We start from the raw sequence: 16,403 nt of genomic DNA, 5'->3' as shown, positions 1-16,403 counted from the left end.
TTGGGACGCGCCGCCCATGTGAGCGACGCGTCCCCATGCGGGTCATCTGGGACGAAGCGCCGGGCTTAGCTGCGCGGCAGGAGTCCTTCGACTTCAGCGGCGGCGTCATCGAGCGCTTCCTTCGGCTCGGCCGACTGCTCGACCACGCGCGACAGGTTTTCGACGATCGTCTGTGTGACCTTCACGCCGTTCGAACCGGGGAAGGCGTACCAGGGCTGCATCAGCGGCATCTGCTCGAGGCCGGCGCGGAATAGCGGGTCTTCCTTGTAGAAATTGCCGAGATAGTCGGGCGACTTGGCGGCCAACTCGTTGTTCGGCACGTAGCCGGTGCCGGGAACGACGACCGAGGCACCGAACGGGCCGGCGGCAAACTTGATGAACTTCCAGGCGGCGTCCTGCTTTGCGGCGTCGCGGGTCAGCATGACGGCGGCGTTACCCCCGGTCGGCAGCTTGCCGTTGACCGGATCGATCAGCGGGATATGGCCGGTGCGCAGGTCGAACTTGTCGCCGACATTCTTGATGGTATTGCGCAGCGCGCCGGTGGTCTGGAAGGCGAAGCCGACCTTGCCGGCAACGAAGGCCTGTTCGCCGGCCTGCTTTGTGAACACCGGAAGGCCGCCTTCCTTGACCATGCGGTCGACCAGTTCGAAGGCCTTCTGACCTTCCGGGCCGTTGAAGGCGACGCCGGTCTCGTCGTCGTTCAGCATCTTGCCGCCGGCGCCGAACAGCAGCGCCGAGAACATCCAGTCGTCACCCTGCCAGCGGAAGTCGATGCCCTCGTTGCCATCGCCGAGCGCCTTGATCTTGGACGACAGCGCGATCACTTCGTCCCAGGTCTTCGGCGGCTGGTCCGGATCACCGCCGGCTTTGCGGACGAGATCGGCGTTGTAGTACATGATCGGGTTGGAGGTCGCGAAAGCGAGGCCGACCTGCTTGCCGTTCACCTGGGCGAGCTTCAGGATGTTGTCGGAAAAGCCCTGCTCGGCCATATTGCCGTCCTTGGCCATGAAGGGACCGAGGTCGACGGGGATATCGCGCTCGTTGACCATGCGCAGGCGGTTGAGACCGATGAAGGTGACATCCGGCATTTCGGCCGTGCCGGCCTGGCGCATGATCGTCTGGATGCCGGCTTCATAGGTATCCGAGGGATTGGCAAACGTGATCTTGATGTCCGGGTTTTCTTCCATGAACTTCTTCGAGATCGTGTCCATCACGTCCTTGAAGAAGCCGGGCATCGGATAATGCACGGTGAGCGTGGTCTCGGCATGGGCGGGGAAGCTTGCCGCCAGCGTCACCGCTGCCGCGGCGAGCGCCTTCTTGAGATGGTTCATCGCAGGTCTCCTTGGGTTGCGACCGATCAGCCTTTCAGACCGGTCATGGTGATGCCCTCGACGAAGCGCTTCTGCGCGAGCAGGAAGGCGAGCACGAGGGGAAGGGTGATGATGAGGGTGGCCGCCATCAGCGCGCCGTAGTCGTCGCCGGCTTCCGCCGCACGGAAGTAGAGAAGGCCGAGCGGCGGCGTGGCATAAGTCTGGTTGGTGACGACGATCAGCGGCCAGAACAGGTCGTTCCAGTGGGCCACGACCGAGAAGATCGAAAAGGCGGTGATCGCCGGCCAGGCATTGGGCACCACGACGCGCGCCACGATGCCGGCCTCGGACATGCCGTCGAGACGCGCCGCATGGATCAGGTCGTCTGGAATGCCACGGAAGAACTGCAGGAAGAGGAAGATGGCAAACACCGAGATCGAGAACGGGGCGACCAAGGCGAAATAGCTGTTGAGCACCGACAGCCGGTCGAAGGCGACATAGAGCGGCAGGGCCGTCGCATGGATTGGCACCAGAAGGCCGAGCATGACGAGCGCCATCATCAGCCGGGCAGTCCGGAACGACAGCTTGGCCATGGCATAGGCGCAAGGGATCGCCATCAGAACCTGGACGACGAGGATCAGGCCGCAGGCGATCACGCCGTTCAGGAGCAGGCCACCCATCGATACCCGACCGAGGGCCTTGGCGAAGTTCTCGGCATAGGACCAGGTCTGCGGGATCAGGTTCAGGGACGAGGAGAAGATCTCGCTCTGCGCCTTGCCGGCGGTGGAGATCATGAAGATGTAGGGCGCAAGGAAGACGACGGCGCCGAGAGTGAGCAGGGCGAGGCGCAGCGCCCGGCCGGGCGTGAAGCGGTCGGTCATCATCATGCGTAGTGCACCTTCCGGTCCATGACGCGGTATTGGAGGAACATCAGCGACACAAGAATTGCCAGGAAGATGACGGTCATGGCCGAGGCGTAGCCGACCTTGAGGTAGACAAACCCCTCCTGGTAGATGGTGAAGAGCAGGACCTCGGACGCCTTGTTGGGGCCGCCCTCGGTCAGCGTCTTCACGGTCTCGAACACCTTGACCGAATTGATGATGCTGATCGTGGTGACGAACAGCGTGGTCGGCCCGAGCATCGGCCAGGTAACGAGGCGAAAGCGGGAAAGTGCGGAGCGCGCGCCGTCGACTTCGGCTGCCTGATAGAGCTCGCGCGGAATTGCGGAGAGGCCGGCAAGGAACAGCACCATGTTGAAGCCGGTGGCCTGCCAGATGCCGATGATCGACAGACTGGTCATGACCGTGCTCGAGGCGCCGAGCCAGTTGGGCCCCTCGACGCCGATCATCGCCAGCGCCGCGTTGAGCGGCCCGATCGTCGGATGGAAGAGGTATTGCCAGACGGTGGCCATGGCGACGAGCAGCGAGGCAACGGGCAGGAAATAGGCGGTGCGGAACAGGCTCTTGCCCCAGCCCTCGGATTCGATGAGCAGCGCGATGCCGAGGCCGAGCGCCATCGACACCGGCGCGACGATCGCCGCATAGACGGTGGTGTTCCAAAGCGATCTCTTGAACGTGCGATCCTTCAGCAGGTCGGCATAGTTCTCAAAGCCGACGAAGTTGAAGCTGCCGTAGCCCAGCTCGAAATCGGTGAAGCCGAGAAAGATCACGGCGATCGTCGGCAGGATGATGAAGAGCAGCAGAAGCAGCAAGGCCGGAGCCGAGAGCAGGATGGCGATACGGGCTTCGCGCCTTTTCGCGGCTTCAGCGGCGGAGCGGACGAGCGGCGGACGCCCAGCGTCGAGGGCAACACTAGCCATGCAGGACCTCCGGCAGCTCAGCCGACACCATGGCAATGCTGGCGGGGAGCCGGTCGCCGCCGTCGTCGAACAGCAGGATGGCGTCGGGATCGAGTTTGAGATCGATGCGCTGGCCGGCGGCAAGGCCGATTGCCTCAGCGGGCGGAATCTTGGCCACCACGATGCCGTCCATCGCCGCGAGCTTGGCAAAGACCACCACTTCCGAGCCGAGGAATTCCAGCCGCTCGACACGGGCCGGCAGGTTACCTTCGCCAGCGGTTCCGGGACGCACGAATTCCGGGCGGAAGGCGACTGTCACGGGCGATCCCGGCTTAAGGTCGCTGCGTGTTGCAAGACGGATGCCGCCGACCTGCACAAGGCCGCTGGCGTCGATGACGGTGGGAAGAACGTTAATGCGCGGCTGGCCGAGGAAGCGGGCAACCTCAATATGCGCGGGGTCGTCATAGATGTTGCGGGGGCTGTCGAGCTGCAATAGACGCCCGCCGATCATCACCGCGACACGGTCCGCCATGGAGAGCGCTTCGGACTGGTCATGCGTGACATAGAGCGTCGGCACGCCGGCCTTGCGGTGCAGCTCGACGATCTCGCCGCGCGCATGGACGCGCAGGTTGGCATCGAGGTTGGAGAGCGGCTCGTCCATCAGGAAGACGTTCGGATGGCGCACCATGGCGCGGGCGAGCGCCACGCGCTGGCGCTGGCCGCCCGACATCTGCCCCGGCTTGCGGTCGAGCAGATGGTCGATCTTCAGGGATGCCGCCATGTCCTCAACCTGACGCTGGATGTCGGCGCGGATCTGCCGCTGGCCCGACAGCATAGACCCGATCAACGGCAGGCGTCCGGCGGTCGACAGGCGTCGCATAGCAAGCGGCACGGCGATGTTCTGGCCGGCGCTCAGATGCGGGTAAAGCGCGTAGGACTGGAACACCATGGCGATATTGCGATCGCCCGCCGCCCTGGCGGACACCTCCTCGCCGCCGATAACGATCTCGCCGCGGTCGGCATGGTCGAGGCCGGCGACGATGCGCAGGAGCGTGCTCTTGCCGCAGCCGGACGGTCCGACGAGGGCAATGAACTCGCCCGCCTCGGCTTCGAGACTCACACCCCTCAGGATGCTGTTGCCGCCAAAGGACTTGTTGATGTCGCGGAGGCTGAACGCACTCATTCGGCGGCCTCCACCGGCACTGCGGTGATGTTGCGCGGGTAGACCTCGTCAATCACCTCGTCGAGCACATGGGCGATCGTGCCGGAGACCGCGACGATCTCGCTCGTGACGTCGTCGCCAAGATGATGAATGACGGCGCCGACGACGCGCTCGCCCGGCATTTCGCGCTCCAGCTTGTCGATGATGAACGAGGTGGGCGGGGCCCACAGAAGCTTGGTGCCGTTCACCTTCCCCTGCCAGGCCCAGTGCAGGTGGCCGCTTGCGTAGAGCGCCACGTCATGGGCGGCGAGGAGGTTGAAGAGGCGCTGGCGTTCCGCGGGGCGTGCGCCCCAATAGCCGGTATCGCCCTCGGCCGGATCGTCGACGAACAGCGGCTTGTGCGCGAAGATCGCCACGCGGCGGCCCTCGCGGCCTTCCAGCGTCTCGACGAGCCAGTCAAACTGCGCCTGTTCCTCTGCGTGGCCCGAGCCGACGAGCAGGCTGTTTAGGCCGATCATCCGCCAGTTGCCGATGTCCTTGGCGAAGCGGTCCGGACCGGCAAGGCGGCGCCAGCGTTCAAGGCGGGCATCGTCGATCGGCTGGTGCGAACCGGGCATATGGCCGACATCGTGATTGCCGGGAACGACGAGCACCGGGACGTCGAGTTCGCCGAGCAGCGCCATGGAAAAGACGATGTCGTCCTCCTGGTCCGCGCCGTCGATGGTAAGGTCACCAGTATGCACGACGAGGTCCGGATTGATCTCGTCGATCCAGCGGCGGATGGGCTCCCAATTGCCGTTGAAGTGCGGCTTAGACGGACTGAAATGTGTATCGCTGATCTGGACGATCTTCATGGGGCAACACCTTGAAACACTGCGGCGGGACGTTGTCCGCGCTTCTTCCGGTGTGTGTAGGTGCTGTCCGTGTCAGTCGCTTGACGGTGCGCTTCAGCCTTCTTCCAGATTCGTCATCAATTCGTCAGAAACGTCGCGGGCGTCGCCTGCGCCGAGACGCTCCAAGATTGAATCATAAATGGCGGCCGCGCGCGGCCGAGGCAGACACGCGCCTCAGGCGACCCTACGACGCTATCGAGGTCGGCGCAGGAATACGCCTCAACAGCTCGACAGGCCGGCTTGCAATCCGGCCCGCAGGTCGTCGATGTGTTCGAGCCCCACCGACAGCCTCAACAGTCCGTCGCCAATACCGGCCCTTGCGCGCGCCTCGGCTCCCATGTCGAGATGGGTCATTGTTGCGGGATGCGCAACCAGGCTTTCGACGCCGCCCAGGGATTCGGCGAGCGTGAAACTCCGCACAGAACGCAGGAAACGCTGCACGGCCGCAGACCCACCAGTGAGCTCGAAACTCATCATGGCACCGAAACCCCTCTGCTGCCTTGCCGCAAGGATGTGGTCCGGGTGGTCGGAGAGACCCGGATAGTGGACACGAGCAACGGCCGGATGCGCTTTGAGCAGTTCGGCGATGGCCATTGCGTTCTGTTCTTGCCGCTCCATTCGGACAAAGAGGGTCCTGAGCCCCCGCAAGGTCAGCCAGGAATCGAACGGAGCCGCTACCGCTCCCGTGACGTTCGCCCAGTGTTTCAGCGCCCGGTGCTCGTCGGCATCAGCGGCGATGACGGCGCCGGCAATCACGTCGGAATGACCGTTCAGGAACTTCGTCGTCGAATGCAGCACGTAATCGGCACCGAGCAATAGCGGCTTTTGAAGAGCCGGTGAAAGAAACGTGTTGTCGACCGCAACGCGGGCATCAGCGGCCCGCGCGCGCGCCGAGAGCGCCGCAATGTCGACGACACGCATCAATGGATTGCTCGGGCTTTCGATGAGAACCAAAGCGGGCCGTGCGGCGAGATGCGTTTCGAACAGTTGGAGATTCGACTGATCGACCAGTTCGAGACGGATCTGCTTGCGCTCCGCCCGCGCCTTCAGGAGACGCATCGTCCCACCGTAGCAATCGAAGGGCGCCAGTACCAGGCTGTCAGCTGGCAGGCGCCCGACAATCAGGTCGATCGCAGCCATGCCGCTTGGGGTCAAAACTGCCCCGGCTCCTTCCTCGAGTTTGGCAATCGCCTCTGCCAGAAGGTCGCTTGTGGGATTGCCGACGCGGCCATAGTCGTACGCCCGGGGTTCGTCGTAACCCGCAAATTCATAGGTGCTCGACAGATAGAGCGGCGGCGCCACCGCTCCAAAGGCCGCATCACTTGCAACGCCATGCGCCGCGGCGACCGTTTCTGGTTGAACTCTCGGCGCCGTCTTGTCGCTCATTGGTACCACTCCTCATGTCTCCGCCGGAAAATGGCTGGGAGCCACATCGCTGACAAATGAATTCTATTGCTGTATGTCCGCAACTATATTGCGCTTATCTCGAGAGAAGTCTTCCATGGACATTGGCGTCGCCCGCACCTTCCTTGAGGTCGTCAAAACCGGCAGCTTCGTGGGAGCGGCAGAAGCCCTCCACATTTCGCAGACAGCCGTGAGCGCGCGCATCCGTGTGCTGGAAGAACATTTGGGACGGGCGGTATTCGTGCGAAACAAGGCCGGGGCGCGGCTGACGCCCGCCGGCGAAAGGTTTCTCCGTTTTGCCGCCGGCCTCGTACAGATCTGGGAGACGGCACGAAGCACGGTCGCGCTCCCGCCCGGCCGGGCAGCGGCGATATCGCTCGGTGCGGAACTCAGCCTCTGGAACCCGCTTCTGTCGCAATGGCTGGTCTGGATGCGGCGCGAGTGCCCCGACATCGCTTTGCGCACGACGATTGAGACCGGCGAACGATTGCTCGGGCTGGTACGGCAGGGTGCTATCGACGCGGCCGTGCTCTACGGCGCCCCGCGCAGGCCAGGCCTTGTGGCAGAGCTGCTCTTCGAGGAACGTCTCGTGCTCGCACAGACGACGCGGTGCCGGGAGGAGGTCGAGATGGTCGGGATAGACTGGGGTGAGGAGTTTGCTGTAAACCTCCGGGCGGCATTTCCCGAGCAAGCGAATCCGGCAGTCACCATCGATTACGGGCCGTTGGCGCTCGAGTATATTCTCGCAGTCGGGGGCGCCGGCTACTTCCGGGAGGGGTTTATCCGGCCACAACTCGCCGACGGACGGCTGGAAATTGTCGCCAACAGTCCGGTTTTTTCCTATCCCGCCTATCTGGTATCGTCGGAACGGACCGACCCGGCAATGCTGCCTATTCTTCGCGAGGGTCTGCGCGTGGCAGCCGCCGCGCGGGCCTAGCCGTCAGACTCACGCAATTTCCGCAAGGTCCCCGAAGCTATGGACGGACGAGCGCCCTCGAGACCCGCCGCAACAGTCCGACCATGCCGAGGAGCCAGGCAGCCAGGGCGACGAAGACCAGTACCTTCGGGACCGGGTCGAGGAAGCCGTAACCCATGGCGCGGTCGAACTGGTATGTACTGGTGCAGTACATGCCCATCGGAAACACCATTCCCCAAACCGCAGGTTCGTAGGTGAACCGGTCCTTCATCAAAATATAGCGCCAGGCCATAAGCGCAAAGAGGAACGGGATCCACCAGCTCGCGACAGCCCAGAAGAAGAAGGTAAAGCCTCTCAGGAATGGCAGGAGCGGCGTGATCATCGGCCATGTTTCACCGCGAAGAACCAGAATGGAACCGGCCAGAGCCGTGATCGCCACGGCTCCCATGTTGATCCAATAGGGTGGGCTAAAGTCCTCGCGACTGAGCGATATGAAGGTGAGACGGTAGAAGATGAGCGGGATGATCGCGAGATAGAGCATGCAACCGATCAGGAACATGGCAAGCACCTGGAACTGGACCAACTCCGGCGGCGCCTCTGCGACGTCGATCACGCCCCGCAGCACCACCACGGACTGGGTGGAGACTGCGGCAATCAGCCAGGCGCCGTTGATGCCGCGCGCAAGCGTCGGCTTGCCGCGTCGTACGGTGACGGCCGTAAAGAACGTGTACATGACCACGAACCATAAAAGCAGCCCGAACCACCACAGCACCGTGGCGATACCTGCCGCGCCGAGGACGACCATGTTCTGCGTTCCGAGAACGCAGGTGCTTGCCACGATCGTGAAGAAACCGGGTGCCCTCTGGTGATCCGAAATGTCGCGGAGCAGGAGGTCGCGAAATCGCAACGCTCTAACGAGCGTCAAGACCCAGAGCACGGGATAGGCAATCCAGTTTACCGAGACGAGCATTAACGCAAGGCCACGCATCCCCAGGAGCTGGCAGGCGATGGAGACCACACCGGTCGCCATCACCAATGCGAAATACCCGGGAAACAGCGTGGCCGCCGCATCAAGGATCGGGTGCTGCGGGACGCCCGCGGCGACGCTCGGGGCAGCCTCCTTCTTGAATCCTCTATCCGTGTCCATATTGCACCAGCAGATCAACCTGCAGAAACAGGAGGACAAATAATGTGTTGAGACCCCACGCCATGGTCAGCCACTTGGCCATCGTCCCCCAGAACGCCGTGGCATTATCCGCACAACGCCAGATCGCGATCAGGATCCACGGCGTGTAGATCCCGAACACGATGATGAGCGTCTGCTGGACCAGCAGTTGTTGCAGGTAGACAGCGAGGGCATACAAGGCCGCGAGTTCGAAACTCAAGAAGACGCCATAGCCCCAGAAGACGCGGGCCAGAGGCATGTCGCCTCGCCAGGCCCGAAGTTCTGGTGCGAAGAACCGCCCCAGGTACCACAAGACATAGGATCCCACTCTCGTCATTTCGCTGCCTGAAACGTACGTATCCGACCGACTCTTCGATCAGCATACTCTCTCGCGCGACAACAATCCCGGCAAAAAAGCGCGGAGGCGGACCAAACCTCCGTCTCAACATCGCGACTGAGCAGCCGGATGAGACCTTGGATAGGAAGTCTGGCCCGTCGTGCCGAGCGCGAATTGCCCCTCGTCGAGAGGCTGGCTGCAGGACCAGAATCGGCAGGCGCATGTTGGGGTTTTCGTCGCATTTGCCTGCGGCAACCCCGGCCGACGGGAGGGCTCAGGTTCCTAGCGACCTCCCCTCACCGTACAATCGAGATTGGACAGCAGCCCGTCCTGAAGACCGTAGATCCAGCCATGGATGGAGACCTCCTTCCCCGCCTTCCAGGCCTCCTGAATCGTCGGCGTGCGAGCGAGCCGCTCGACCTGGGCGGCGACGGAAGCTTCGCATAGCCGGTCGAGATCCTCCTCGCTCCAGCATTCGCGGCATTCAAAACGATTATCGGCCACGTCGCGGACCGGCTGCAACCAATGATCGATCAAGCCGAAGCGCTCTCCGCTTACCGCGGCCCGAATGCCGCCGCAGCCGTAGTGCCCGCAGATGATGATGTGTTTCACGCCCAGCTGGTTCACGGCGTATTCGACGACCGAAAGCATGTTGAGGTCGGCGGGATGGATCAGGTTGGCGACATTGCGATGCACGAACACCTCGCCCGGTTCGAGGCCGGCGATCACATTGGCCGGCACACGGCTGTCGGAGCAGCCGATCCACAGATAGTCCGGCACCTGCAGTTTCGAGAGGCGCTCGAAATAGTCCGCCCTTTCTGACTTGCGCTCGGCAGACCAGGCTCGGTTGCGGGTGAATAGATCTTCGATCATGACGACGCTCCGCTTGTGGATGACAGGGGACCTATTCCCGCAAAAATGACATGTGTCAAATCGGCAGCCTGGCGCCGATGCGGCCCGAAGACAGCTCCGCAACCCATCGGCCAAGGATGGCGACAGCACCTGCGACGATATTGCACTTCCATGACCGGACTTGCGGCGGTAAAAGTGGTATTCTGAATACCTCTTTCATATTGACGATCCGCCACGCCTTCTCGGAAAACGCCCCATGCGAATGACCCTCCACACCGACTATGCCTTGCGTATGCTGATCTACATCGCGACCCGGCCGGATCGCACATGCACTGTCACGGATGTCGCCGAAGCCTACGAGCTCTCGCGCAATCATCTCATCAAGGTGGCACAGACGCTGCGTGACCTCGGTCTCCTGGAAACGACGCGCGGCCGGACCGGGGGACTGCGACTGTTGAGGCGGCCAGAGGAAATCGGAATCGGTGCGCTGGTTCGGGCAACGGAAGAAGAGTTCTCGTTGGCCGAATGCATGCAGACCTGCGGCAGACCTTGCGCCATCTCTCCGGCCTGTCGTCTCAAGGGAATGCTGCACGAGGCGCTGTCCGCGTTCCTGGCTGTCCTCGACAAATACACGCTCGCCGACCTCGTGCGCAACAAGTCCGCGCTTGGTCCGCTGCTCGGCATTGATGCCGCGATCGCCTGATCCACGAAAGGAAGACAATTCATGGTAACGGGACTGACCGGTACGGAACGTCGTTTGGCTCTCGTCGTGCTCGGTACGCTTGCCCTCATCGGGCTTGCAATGGCTGTGGCCGGACGCGGCGATCCGCTCGCGGTGCACGGCTATATCGTCCTCGTCTTCAGCCTCGGGCTCGGGTCTGTAGTGCTGTCGGCGGCCTTTGCGCCCGAGCCGCCGTTGAGCCGGCTTTCGGAATATTACGACGACCCGACGCGGGTCGGTATCATACTGGCTCTCGCATGGGCCGTCGTCGGCATGTTCGTCGGCGTATGGGTCGCGGCCCTGCTCGCCTGGCCGGAATTGACCTTCGTGGATAAGGCCTGGGCGAGTTTCGGGCGGCTGCGCCCGTTACATACGTCCGGCGTCATTTTCGGATTCGGCGGCAATGCATTGATCGCCACCTCCTTCCACGTCCTGCAGCGTACCTGTCGCGCGCGACTGCCGGATCAGTTCAGCCCGTGGTTCGTGCTGATCGGATACAACCTCTTCTGCGTTGTCGCCGCGACAGGCTATCTGATGGGCCTCACGCAATCCAAGGAATACGCCGAGCCGGAGTGGTATGCGGATATCTGGCTGGTCATCGTATGGGTCGTATACTTCCTAATATACATTCGCACGCTGCAACGCCGCAAGGAGCCGCATATCTATGTAGCGAACTGGTACTACATGGCATTTATCCTTGTGGTTGCGGTTCTACACATCGTCAACAACCTCGCGGTCCCCGTCTCCCTCGGTCATGCCAAGAGCTACTCGCTGTTTGCCGGTGTGCAGGATGCGATGACGCAGTGGTGGTATGGCCACAATGCCGTTGCCTTCTTCCTGACGGCAGGCTTCCTCGGCATGATGTACTACTACCTGCCGAAGCGGGCGGAGCGGCCGATCTTCTCCTATCGACTCTCCATCATCAGCTTCTGGGGCATCACCTTCATGTACATGTGGGCTGGCGCGCACCACCTGCATTACACGGCCTTGCCACAATGGGTGCAGACGCTCGGCATGACCTTCTCGATCGTGTTGCTGGTGCCATCGTGGGCATCCGCCGGCAATGCGCTCGCCACACTCAACGGCGCCTGGCACAGGGTTCGGGACGACGCGACGCTGCGCTTCATGATGGTTGCCGCGGTGTTTTACGGCCTTTCCACCTTCGAGGGCTCGTTCATGGCAATTCGCGCCGTCAACTCGCTCTCACATTATACCGACTGGACCGTCGGCCACGTCCATGCCGGAGCTCTCGGATGGGTCGCGATGATCACCTTTGGTTCGCTCTATGCTCTGGTGCCGTGGATGTGGAAGCAGGACCGCATGTACTCGACCAGGCTGATCGAAGTCCACTTCTGGCTCGCCCTTGCCGGCACCATCGTCTACGTCTTCGCCATGTGGAACTCGGGCATCATTCAGGGCCTGATGTGGCGAACCTATAACGACAGCGGCACGCTTGCCTATTCCTTCATCGACAGCCTGGTTGCCATGCACCCCTACTATATCGCCCGCGCGTTCGGGGGTCTCCTGTTCCTGAGCGGCGCCGTCACCTGCGCTTTCAACGTGGGGATGACGATCCGGATGGCTCACAGGCGCCGCAAGGCCGAGGTTGACGGCGACGTTCCGCTTTATGCCGCGACCGGTGTCACGCAGGCAGGAGAATAAGCATGAAGGAATTCTTCCATCGCAAGATCGAACGCAATGCCATCGGCTTTGTTCTGGCGATCGTCGGTGTCGCCTCGATAGGTGGGTTCGTCGAAATCGCCCCGCTGTTTACGATTCACGAGACGGTCGAGGCGGCGCCAGATATGCGTGTCTACACACCGCTCGAGCTTGCCGGTCGCAACATCTATATTCGCGAAGGCTGTTACGCGTGCCACTCACAAATGATCCGGACCTTGCGCGACGAGGTGGAACGTTACGGGCCGTACTCGCTCGCCGTGGAGTCGAAATACGATCGCCCGATGCTGTGGGGCTCCAAGCGGACAGGGCCGGATCTTGCACGTCTCGGCGGCAAATACTCCGACGCCTGGCACGTAGCGCATCTCCTCAATCCCCGTGACGTCGTGCCGGAATCGGTGATGCCGCGCTATGGTTGGCTGAAGAGGAATTCGCTCCGGATTGATGATCTCGGTGAGCACCTTGCGGCTCAACGCGCGGTCGGAGTTCCCTACACGGACGCGATGATTGAAAATGCGACTGCTGACGCCCGAGGCCAGGCAGCACCGGACAGCCCTGAATCCTCCGGCGTGACGGAACGCTACGGCGAGGCGACCAATGTGCGCGCCTTCGACGGCAATCAGGGTGTGCTGACCGAAATGGACGCACTGGTCGCCTATCTCCAGGTCGTCGGTCAGCTGACGCAGGCAGCGCGGCAGGAAACCGCGGCGAAGGAGGACTGACGTGGAGTTGGACCACAACAGTGTCGTCGCCTTTGCGAAAAGCTGGGGGCTTTTCTACCTCGTCGCATTGGCGCTCGGCATCCTGATCTACGCGCTCTGGCCCGGCAACCGGAAGCGCTTTGATCGCGCAAAGAAGAGCATCCTCGACAAAGATGATCGGCCGGGAGACTGAGCATGGCCAAAGAGAGACGCGACTCCGCCACGGGGCGATACACGACGGGACACGAATGGAACGGCATCGAGGAACTCGAAACGCCAATCCCACGGGTCGTCCTGTTCTTCCTTGCCGCCACGACGCTTATTGCGATCGGTTACTGGATACTCATGCCGGCCTGGCCTCTAGGGGTGACCTACACCAAGGGCCTGCTTGGAATCGACCAGCGCAAGGTCGTCACGAAACAGGTCGAGGATGCCGAGGCTGTCCGGGCCGCATGGACCGACCGCATTGCCGAAGCCAGCCTTGGTGAAATCGCGGCCGATCCGGATCTGATGCAGCATGTGCGCGAGACCGGCCGCACGCTTTTCATCGACAATTGCGCCGCCTGTCACGGAACGCGGGGCACCGGTGGACCCGGATTTCCGAACCTTTCGGCCAAAGCCTGGCTTTGGGGTGGCGAACCGGAAACGATCCTCGAGACGATCCGCGTCGGCATCAACTCCGCCCATGGGGAGACGCGGACCTCGCAAATGCTGGCCTTCGGCCGGGACGGGACGCTCGAGCGTGATCAGGTCCGTGCCGTCGCAGCTTACGTCCGCTCTCTTTCCGGGCTGCCGATGGGCGCCGACAACAAAGAACTGATCGATGCCGGAAAGGAGATTTTTTCAGCCAACTGCACGGCCTGTCACGGCGAGGACGCACGCGGCAGTACCGATGTCGGCGCGCCGAACCTCACCGACAAGACCTGGATCTATGGCGGCGACGCACAGACTGTCTTCACCACCATCTATTCCGGGCGACAAGGTCAGATGCCGAGCTGGGAAAACCGGCTTTCCCCCGTCAGTATGAAGCTGCTGGCACTTTATGTCGGCACACTCGGAGAGGCCACCAATGAGTAAGGCCATGGAAAAGGCTGAGCTGCGCGAGCGCCTCAACTGGCGAGTCGTCTCCTGGCTGCTTGTCGGCACGGGTGCGCTCGTCTTTGTCGGGGCGAATGTCCATCTCGTCCACGTCGCGACGGGTAGTCAGCCCGAATGCGTGGATCACCTGAAGGCGGAAGGCAGCGACGGCACCTACCGTGCCGCGGCGTCCGCCTGCTGAGAGGAGCAAGATTAAATGGGAACGACAGAAAAAGCCGTGCACACGAGGATACCTCTCGCCGAGCAGCGAAAACGTCACCTGCCCGCCAGGACGGCCTTCGGCTGGCTTTCGGCAGGTTGGCGCGATCTCTGGCGCAATCCGCTTCCGAGCCTCCTCTACGGCTTTGCAGTCTTCCTGCTCTCGGTTGCGATCGTCTGGTGCCTGTTTCGCCTTCAGCTCGACTACATCCTCTTTCCGGCTCTCGCAGGCTTCATGGTGGTGGGCCCGCTGGTCGCCATCGGTCTCTATCGCAAGAGCCGGGACATCGAAGAGGGCGTTCGTCCCAGCCTCGCACGCATGGTTCTGGTCAAGGCTGCCTCCGGTGCGCAGGTCTGGTACACGGGCGCGATCCTCTGCCTGCTGATGCTGGTCTGGATGCGCGCAGCCGTTATCATCTACGCGCTCTTCATGGGATTGAGACCATTCCCGGGACTGGACCGCATCGTGACAATGCTGTTCACCACGACTGAAGGCCTGGGGATGATCTTCGTCGGCACTGTGGTCGGCGGGCTTTTCGCCGCCTTCTCTTTCGCAATCAGCACTTTCGCCATCCCGATGCTTCTGGCCGAACGGACGGACGCTTTCACGGCGATGGGCACAAGCATATCGCTCGTCTTCCGCAATCTGCCCGTCATGCTCACCTGGGGCGCAATCGTGCTTGTGCTGAGCGTCATTGGTATTGCAACGGGATTTCTGGGGCTCATCATCATCTTTCCGCTGCTCGGCCATGGCACGTGGCACAGCTACAAGGCAATCCGATGAAAGGCCGCCCAGCTCCTGAACGAACGATCGTTATCGACGGGAAGCCGCTTTCCGCAGTGCTCGACGAAGCGATGATCCATGGCGTTGTCCACGGCTTCTACGACAGGATCCGCAAGGACGAGCTGCTGGCCCCGATCTTCGACGGAGCCATCCCGCCGCAAGACTGGCCGGCGCATCTCGACAAGATGTGTGCCTTCTGGTCCGCCACGCTTCTTCGCACCGACCGATACGACGGCCGCCCGCTGCCGCCGCATCTTGCCATCCCCGAATTGGAGGAGGAGCATTTCCGCCGATGGCTGTCGCTGTTTCGAGACACTGTCGACCTGTTCTGCCCCCCTGAGGTGGCAAATCTCTTTCTCGATCGGGCGCTTCGCATTGCCCATTCCTTTCGTCTTGCAATTGCCTTTCACCGCGGTGAAGATTCCATGCGGATCGTTCCGATCTCTCGCGATGCGCTGTCCTGACATCGTGGGGGTCGCGACGCTCGAAGGACACGGGTTTCCCGAGCGCTCCCGATGAAGCAGGTCGTCCGTGTCACGATTTGTCTTCGAGAAAGACGCAAAGGCGGGAACCTTTCGTCACGGCCGGCATCCAATGCCGGACGAACGGAGAATAAGCTCATGTCATCCTTGCAGATGCCCATGCTTCCAACAGGCGCCGAGGTCGAAGGCGACCTTGTGCGGCGAGCCATTTCCGGCGACGTGCAGGCCGTCAGAGAGATCATTCGCACACACAATCAACGCCTCTACAGGCTGGTGCGAGCCGTCATCCGCAGCAACGCGGACGCGGAGGACGTCCTTCAGGAGGCCTATCTGAATGCGTTTTCCAATCTCAGCCGCTTTGCAGGAGATGCTTCCTTGTCGACATGGCTCTCCCGGATCGCCCTCAATGCCGCCCTGGCACGGCTGCGCGCGCAGAAGCGCCTGAAGCGCGCGGCACCTACGCGAGCATCAGCGGAAGCAGACATCGTTCCCTTCCCGGGCTCCTTCGCGACAGCCGATCCGGAGCGCATCATGGCGCAGCGACAACTTCTCAGTATGGTTGAAGAGGCGACCGACGCGCTTCCCGAGACCTTCCGCCTCGTCTTCGTCGCGCGGGTTATCGAGGGTTTGAGCGTCGAGGAAACCGCGTCCCTGCTCGACATGCCGATCGCAACCGTCAAATCGCGGCTCCATCGCGCTCGCAGGATGATCAGGACCCGCCTGGAGGAGCGGATCGGTCCGGTCATGACCGACGCCTTCCCCTTTGCGGGCACACGCTGCGACCGATTGACGGAAACCGTCATCGCAAGACTGGGTCTGTCAAAATAGCGGGAACCTCCACGGCTGGCCGGCATCAAATGCAGTGCTAACCGAAAACAGCGCCCGCAAGGTGCCGGCGCCAAGGA

General features: G+C 62.3%; 19 protein-coding genes. 10 read left to right on the top strand and 9 right to left on the bottom strand.

All coding sequences use genetic code 11. The annotated features are described in order from the left end of the window. Positions 1-65: 65 nt before the first annotated feature. The 6 genes from ACM6UT_RS12625 to metB all read right to left on the bottom strand — a co-directional run bounded on the left by ACM6UT_RS12625 (position 66) and on the right by metB (position 6,549). Positions 66-1,331, bottom strand: a complete 1,266-nt coding sequence (locus ACM6UT_RS12625; RefSeq protein WP_416797693.1) for an ABC transporter substrate-binding protein — start codon at positions 1,329-1,331, stop codon at positions 66-68. A gap of 26 nt (positions 1,332-1,357) precedes the next feature. Further along, a complete protein-coding gene (locus ACM6UT_RS12620; protein ID WP_416797746.1) occupies positions 1,358-2,194 on the bottom strand; it encodes a carbohydrate ABC transporter permease in 837 nt (278 codons plus the stop codon). Continuing rightward, positions 2,194-3,129: a carbohydrate ABC transporter permease gene (locus ACM6UT_RS12615; RefSeq protein ID WP_416797692.1), complete on the bottom strand. Its 936-nt coding sequence runs from the start codon at positions 3,127-3,129 to the stop codon at positions 2,194-2,196. Before ACM6UT_RS12615 ends, ACM6UT_RS12620 begins: the two co-directional genes overlap by 1 nt. Further along, entirely contained in the window at positions 3,122-4,291 is a 1,170-nt protein-coding gene (locus ACM6UT_RS12610) for an ABC transporter ATP-binding protein (RefSeq protein WP_416797691.1), read from the bottom strand. Before ACM6UT_RS12610 ends, ACM6UT_RS12615 begins: the two co-directional genes overlap by 8 nt. Beyond that, positions 4,288-5,124, bottom strand: coding sequence for a metallophosphoesterase family protein (locus tag ACM6UT_RS12605; protein ID WP_416797690.1), 837 nt, complete (start codon positions 5,122-5,124; stop codon positions 4,288-4,290). Before ACM6UT_RS12605 ends, ACM6UT_RS12610 begins: the two co-directional genes overlap by 4 nt. 258 nt (positions 5,125-5,382) lie before the next feature. After that, positions 5,383-6,549, bottom strand: coding sequence for a cystathionine gamma-synthase (gene metB, locus ACM6UT_RS12600; protein ID WP_416797689.1), 1,167 nt, complete (start codon positions 6,547-6,549; stop codon positions 5,383-5,385). Positions 6,550-6,664: 115 nt separating this feature from the next. Between metB and ACM6UT_RS12595 the strand changes: the two genes are divergently transcribed. Then, positions 6,665-7,504 carry a LysR family transcriptional regulator gene (locus tag ACM6UT_RS12595; protein ID WP_416797688.1) on the top strand — a complete coding sequence of 280 codons (840 nt, stop codon included), beginning with the start codon at positions 6,665-6,667 and terminating at the stop codon, positions 7,502-7,504. Positions 7,505-7,541: 37 nt separating this feature from the next. Here ACM6UT_RS12595 and ACM6UT_RS12590 read toward each other — a convergent pair whose 3' ends face one another. The 3 genes from ACM6UT_RS12590 to ACM6UT_RS12580 form a co-directional block, all read right to left on the bottom strand. After that, positions 7,542-8,630, bottom strand: coding sequence for a tellurite resistance/C4-dicarboxylate transporter family protein (locus tag ACM6UT_RS12590; RefSeq protein ID WP_416797687.1), 1,089 nt, complete (start codon positions 8,628-8,630; stop codon positions 7,542-7,544). Continuing rightward, complete coding sequence (locus ACM6UT_RS12585; RefSeq protein WP_416797686.1) at positions 8,617-8,907, bottom strand: hypothetical protein; 291 nt, start codon at positions 8,905-8,907, stop codon at positions 8,617-8,619. The genes ACM6UT_RS12590 and ACM6UT_RS12585 overlap by 14 nt, the downstream gene beginning before the upstream one ends. Positions 8,908-9,267: 360 nt before the next feature. After that, the gene (locus ACM6UT_RS12580) at positions 9,268-9,858 is read right to left on the bottom strand and encodes a carbonic anhydrase (RefSeq protein WP_416797685.1); all 591 of its coding nucleotides are present in this window, start codon (positions 9,856-9,858) and stop codon (positions 9,268-9,270) included. A gap of 235 nt (positions 9,859-10,093) precedes the next feature. Here ACM6UT_RS12580 and ACM6UT_RS12575 point away from each other — a divergent pair, with 235 nt between their 5' ends. The 9 genes from ACM6UT_RS12575 (at position 10,094) to ACM6UT_RS12535 (ending at position 16,326) form a co-directional block, all read left to right on the top strand. Next, positions 10,094-10,540 carry an Rrf2 family transcriptional regulator gene (locus tag ACM6UT_RS12575; protein WP_416797684.1) on the top strand — a complete coding sequence of 149 codons (447 nt, stop codon included), beginning with the start codon at positions 10,094-10,096 and terminating at the stop codon, positions 10,538-10,540. A gap of 21 nt (positions 10,541-10,561) precedes the next feature. Then, entirely contained in the window at positions 10,562-12,220 is a 1,659-nt protein-coding gene (gene ccoN, locus ACM6UT_RS12570) for a cytochrome-c oxidase, cbb3-type subunit I (protein ID WP_416797683.1), read from the top strand. Between the two features lie 2 nt (positions 12,221-12,222). Beyond that, on the top strand, positions 12,223-12,957 hold the full coding sequence (gene ccoO / locus ACM6UT_RS12565) for a cytochrome-c oxidase, cbb3-type subunit II (RefSeq protein WP_416797682.1): 735 nt from the start codon (positions 12,223-12,225) through the stop codon (positions 12,955-12,957). Position 12,958: 1 nt separating this feature from the next. Next, positions 12,959-13,129 (top strand): cbb3-type cytochrome c oxidase subunit 3, encoded by a 171-nt coding sequence (locus ACM6UT_RS12560; RefSeq protein ID WP_416797681.1) that lies wholly within the window; start codon positions 12,959-12,961, stop codon positions 13,127-13,129. A 2-nt stretch (positions 13,130-13,131) separates the two neighbouring features. Continuing rightward, entirely contained in the window at positions 13,132-14,013 is an 882-nt protein-coding gene (gene ccoP, locus ACM6UT_RS12555; RefSeq protein WP_416797680.1) for a cytochrome-c oxidase, cbb3-type subunit III, read from the top strand. Then, entirely contained in the window at positions 14,006-14,215 is a 210-nt protein-coding gene (locus tag ACM6UT_RS12550) for a hypothetical protein (protein WP_416797679.1), read from the top strand. The genes ccoP and ACM6UT_RS12550 overlap by 8 nt, the downstream gene beginning before the upstream one ends. A 15-nt stretch (positions 14,216-14,230) precedes the next feature. After that, positions 14,231-15,016, top strand: a complete 786-nt coding sequence (locus ACM6UT_RS12545) for a DUF2189 domain-containing protein (protein ID WP_416797678.1) — start codon at positions 14,231-14,233, stop codon at positions 15,014-15,016. 71 nt (positions 15,017-15,087) lie between these two features. After that, a complete protein-coding gene (locus ACM6UT_RS12540; RefSeq protein ID WP_416797745.1) occupies positions 15,088-15,480 on the top strand; it encodes a group III truncated hemoglobin in 393 nt (130 codons plus the stop codon). A gap of 156 nt (positions 15,481-15,636) precedes the next feature. Further along, a complete protein-coding gene (locus ACM6UT_RS12535; protein ID WP_416797677.1) occupies positions 15,637-16,326 on the top strand; it encodes an RNA polymerase sigma factor in 690 nt (229 codons plus the stop codon). Positions 16,327-16,403 lie beyond the last annotated feature (77 nt).

Source organism: Ciceribacter azotifigens, from assembly GCF_048159625.1.
In the GTDB taxonomy this organism is placed as follows: domain Bacteria; phylum Pseudomonadota; class Alphaproteobacteria; order Rhizobiales; family Rhizobiaceae; genus Allorhizobium; species Allorhizobium azotifigens.
This window is presented reverse-complemented; position numbering and strand designations above follow the sequence as displayed.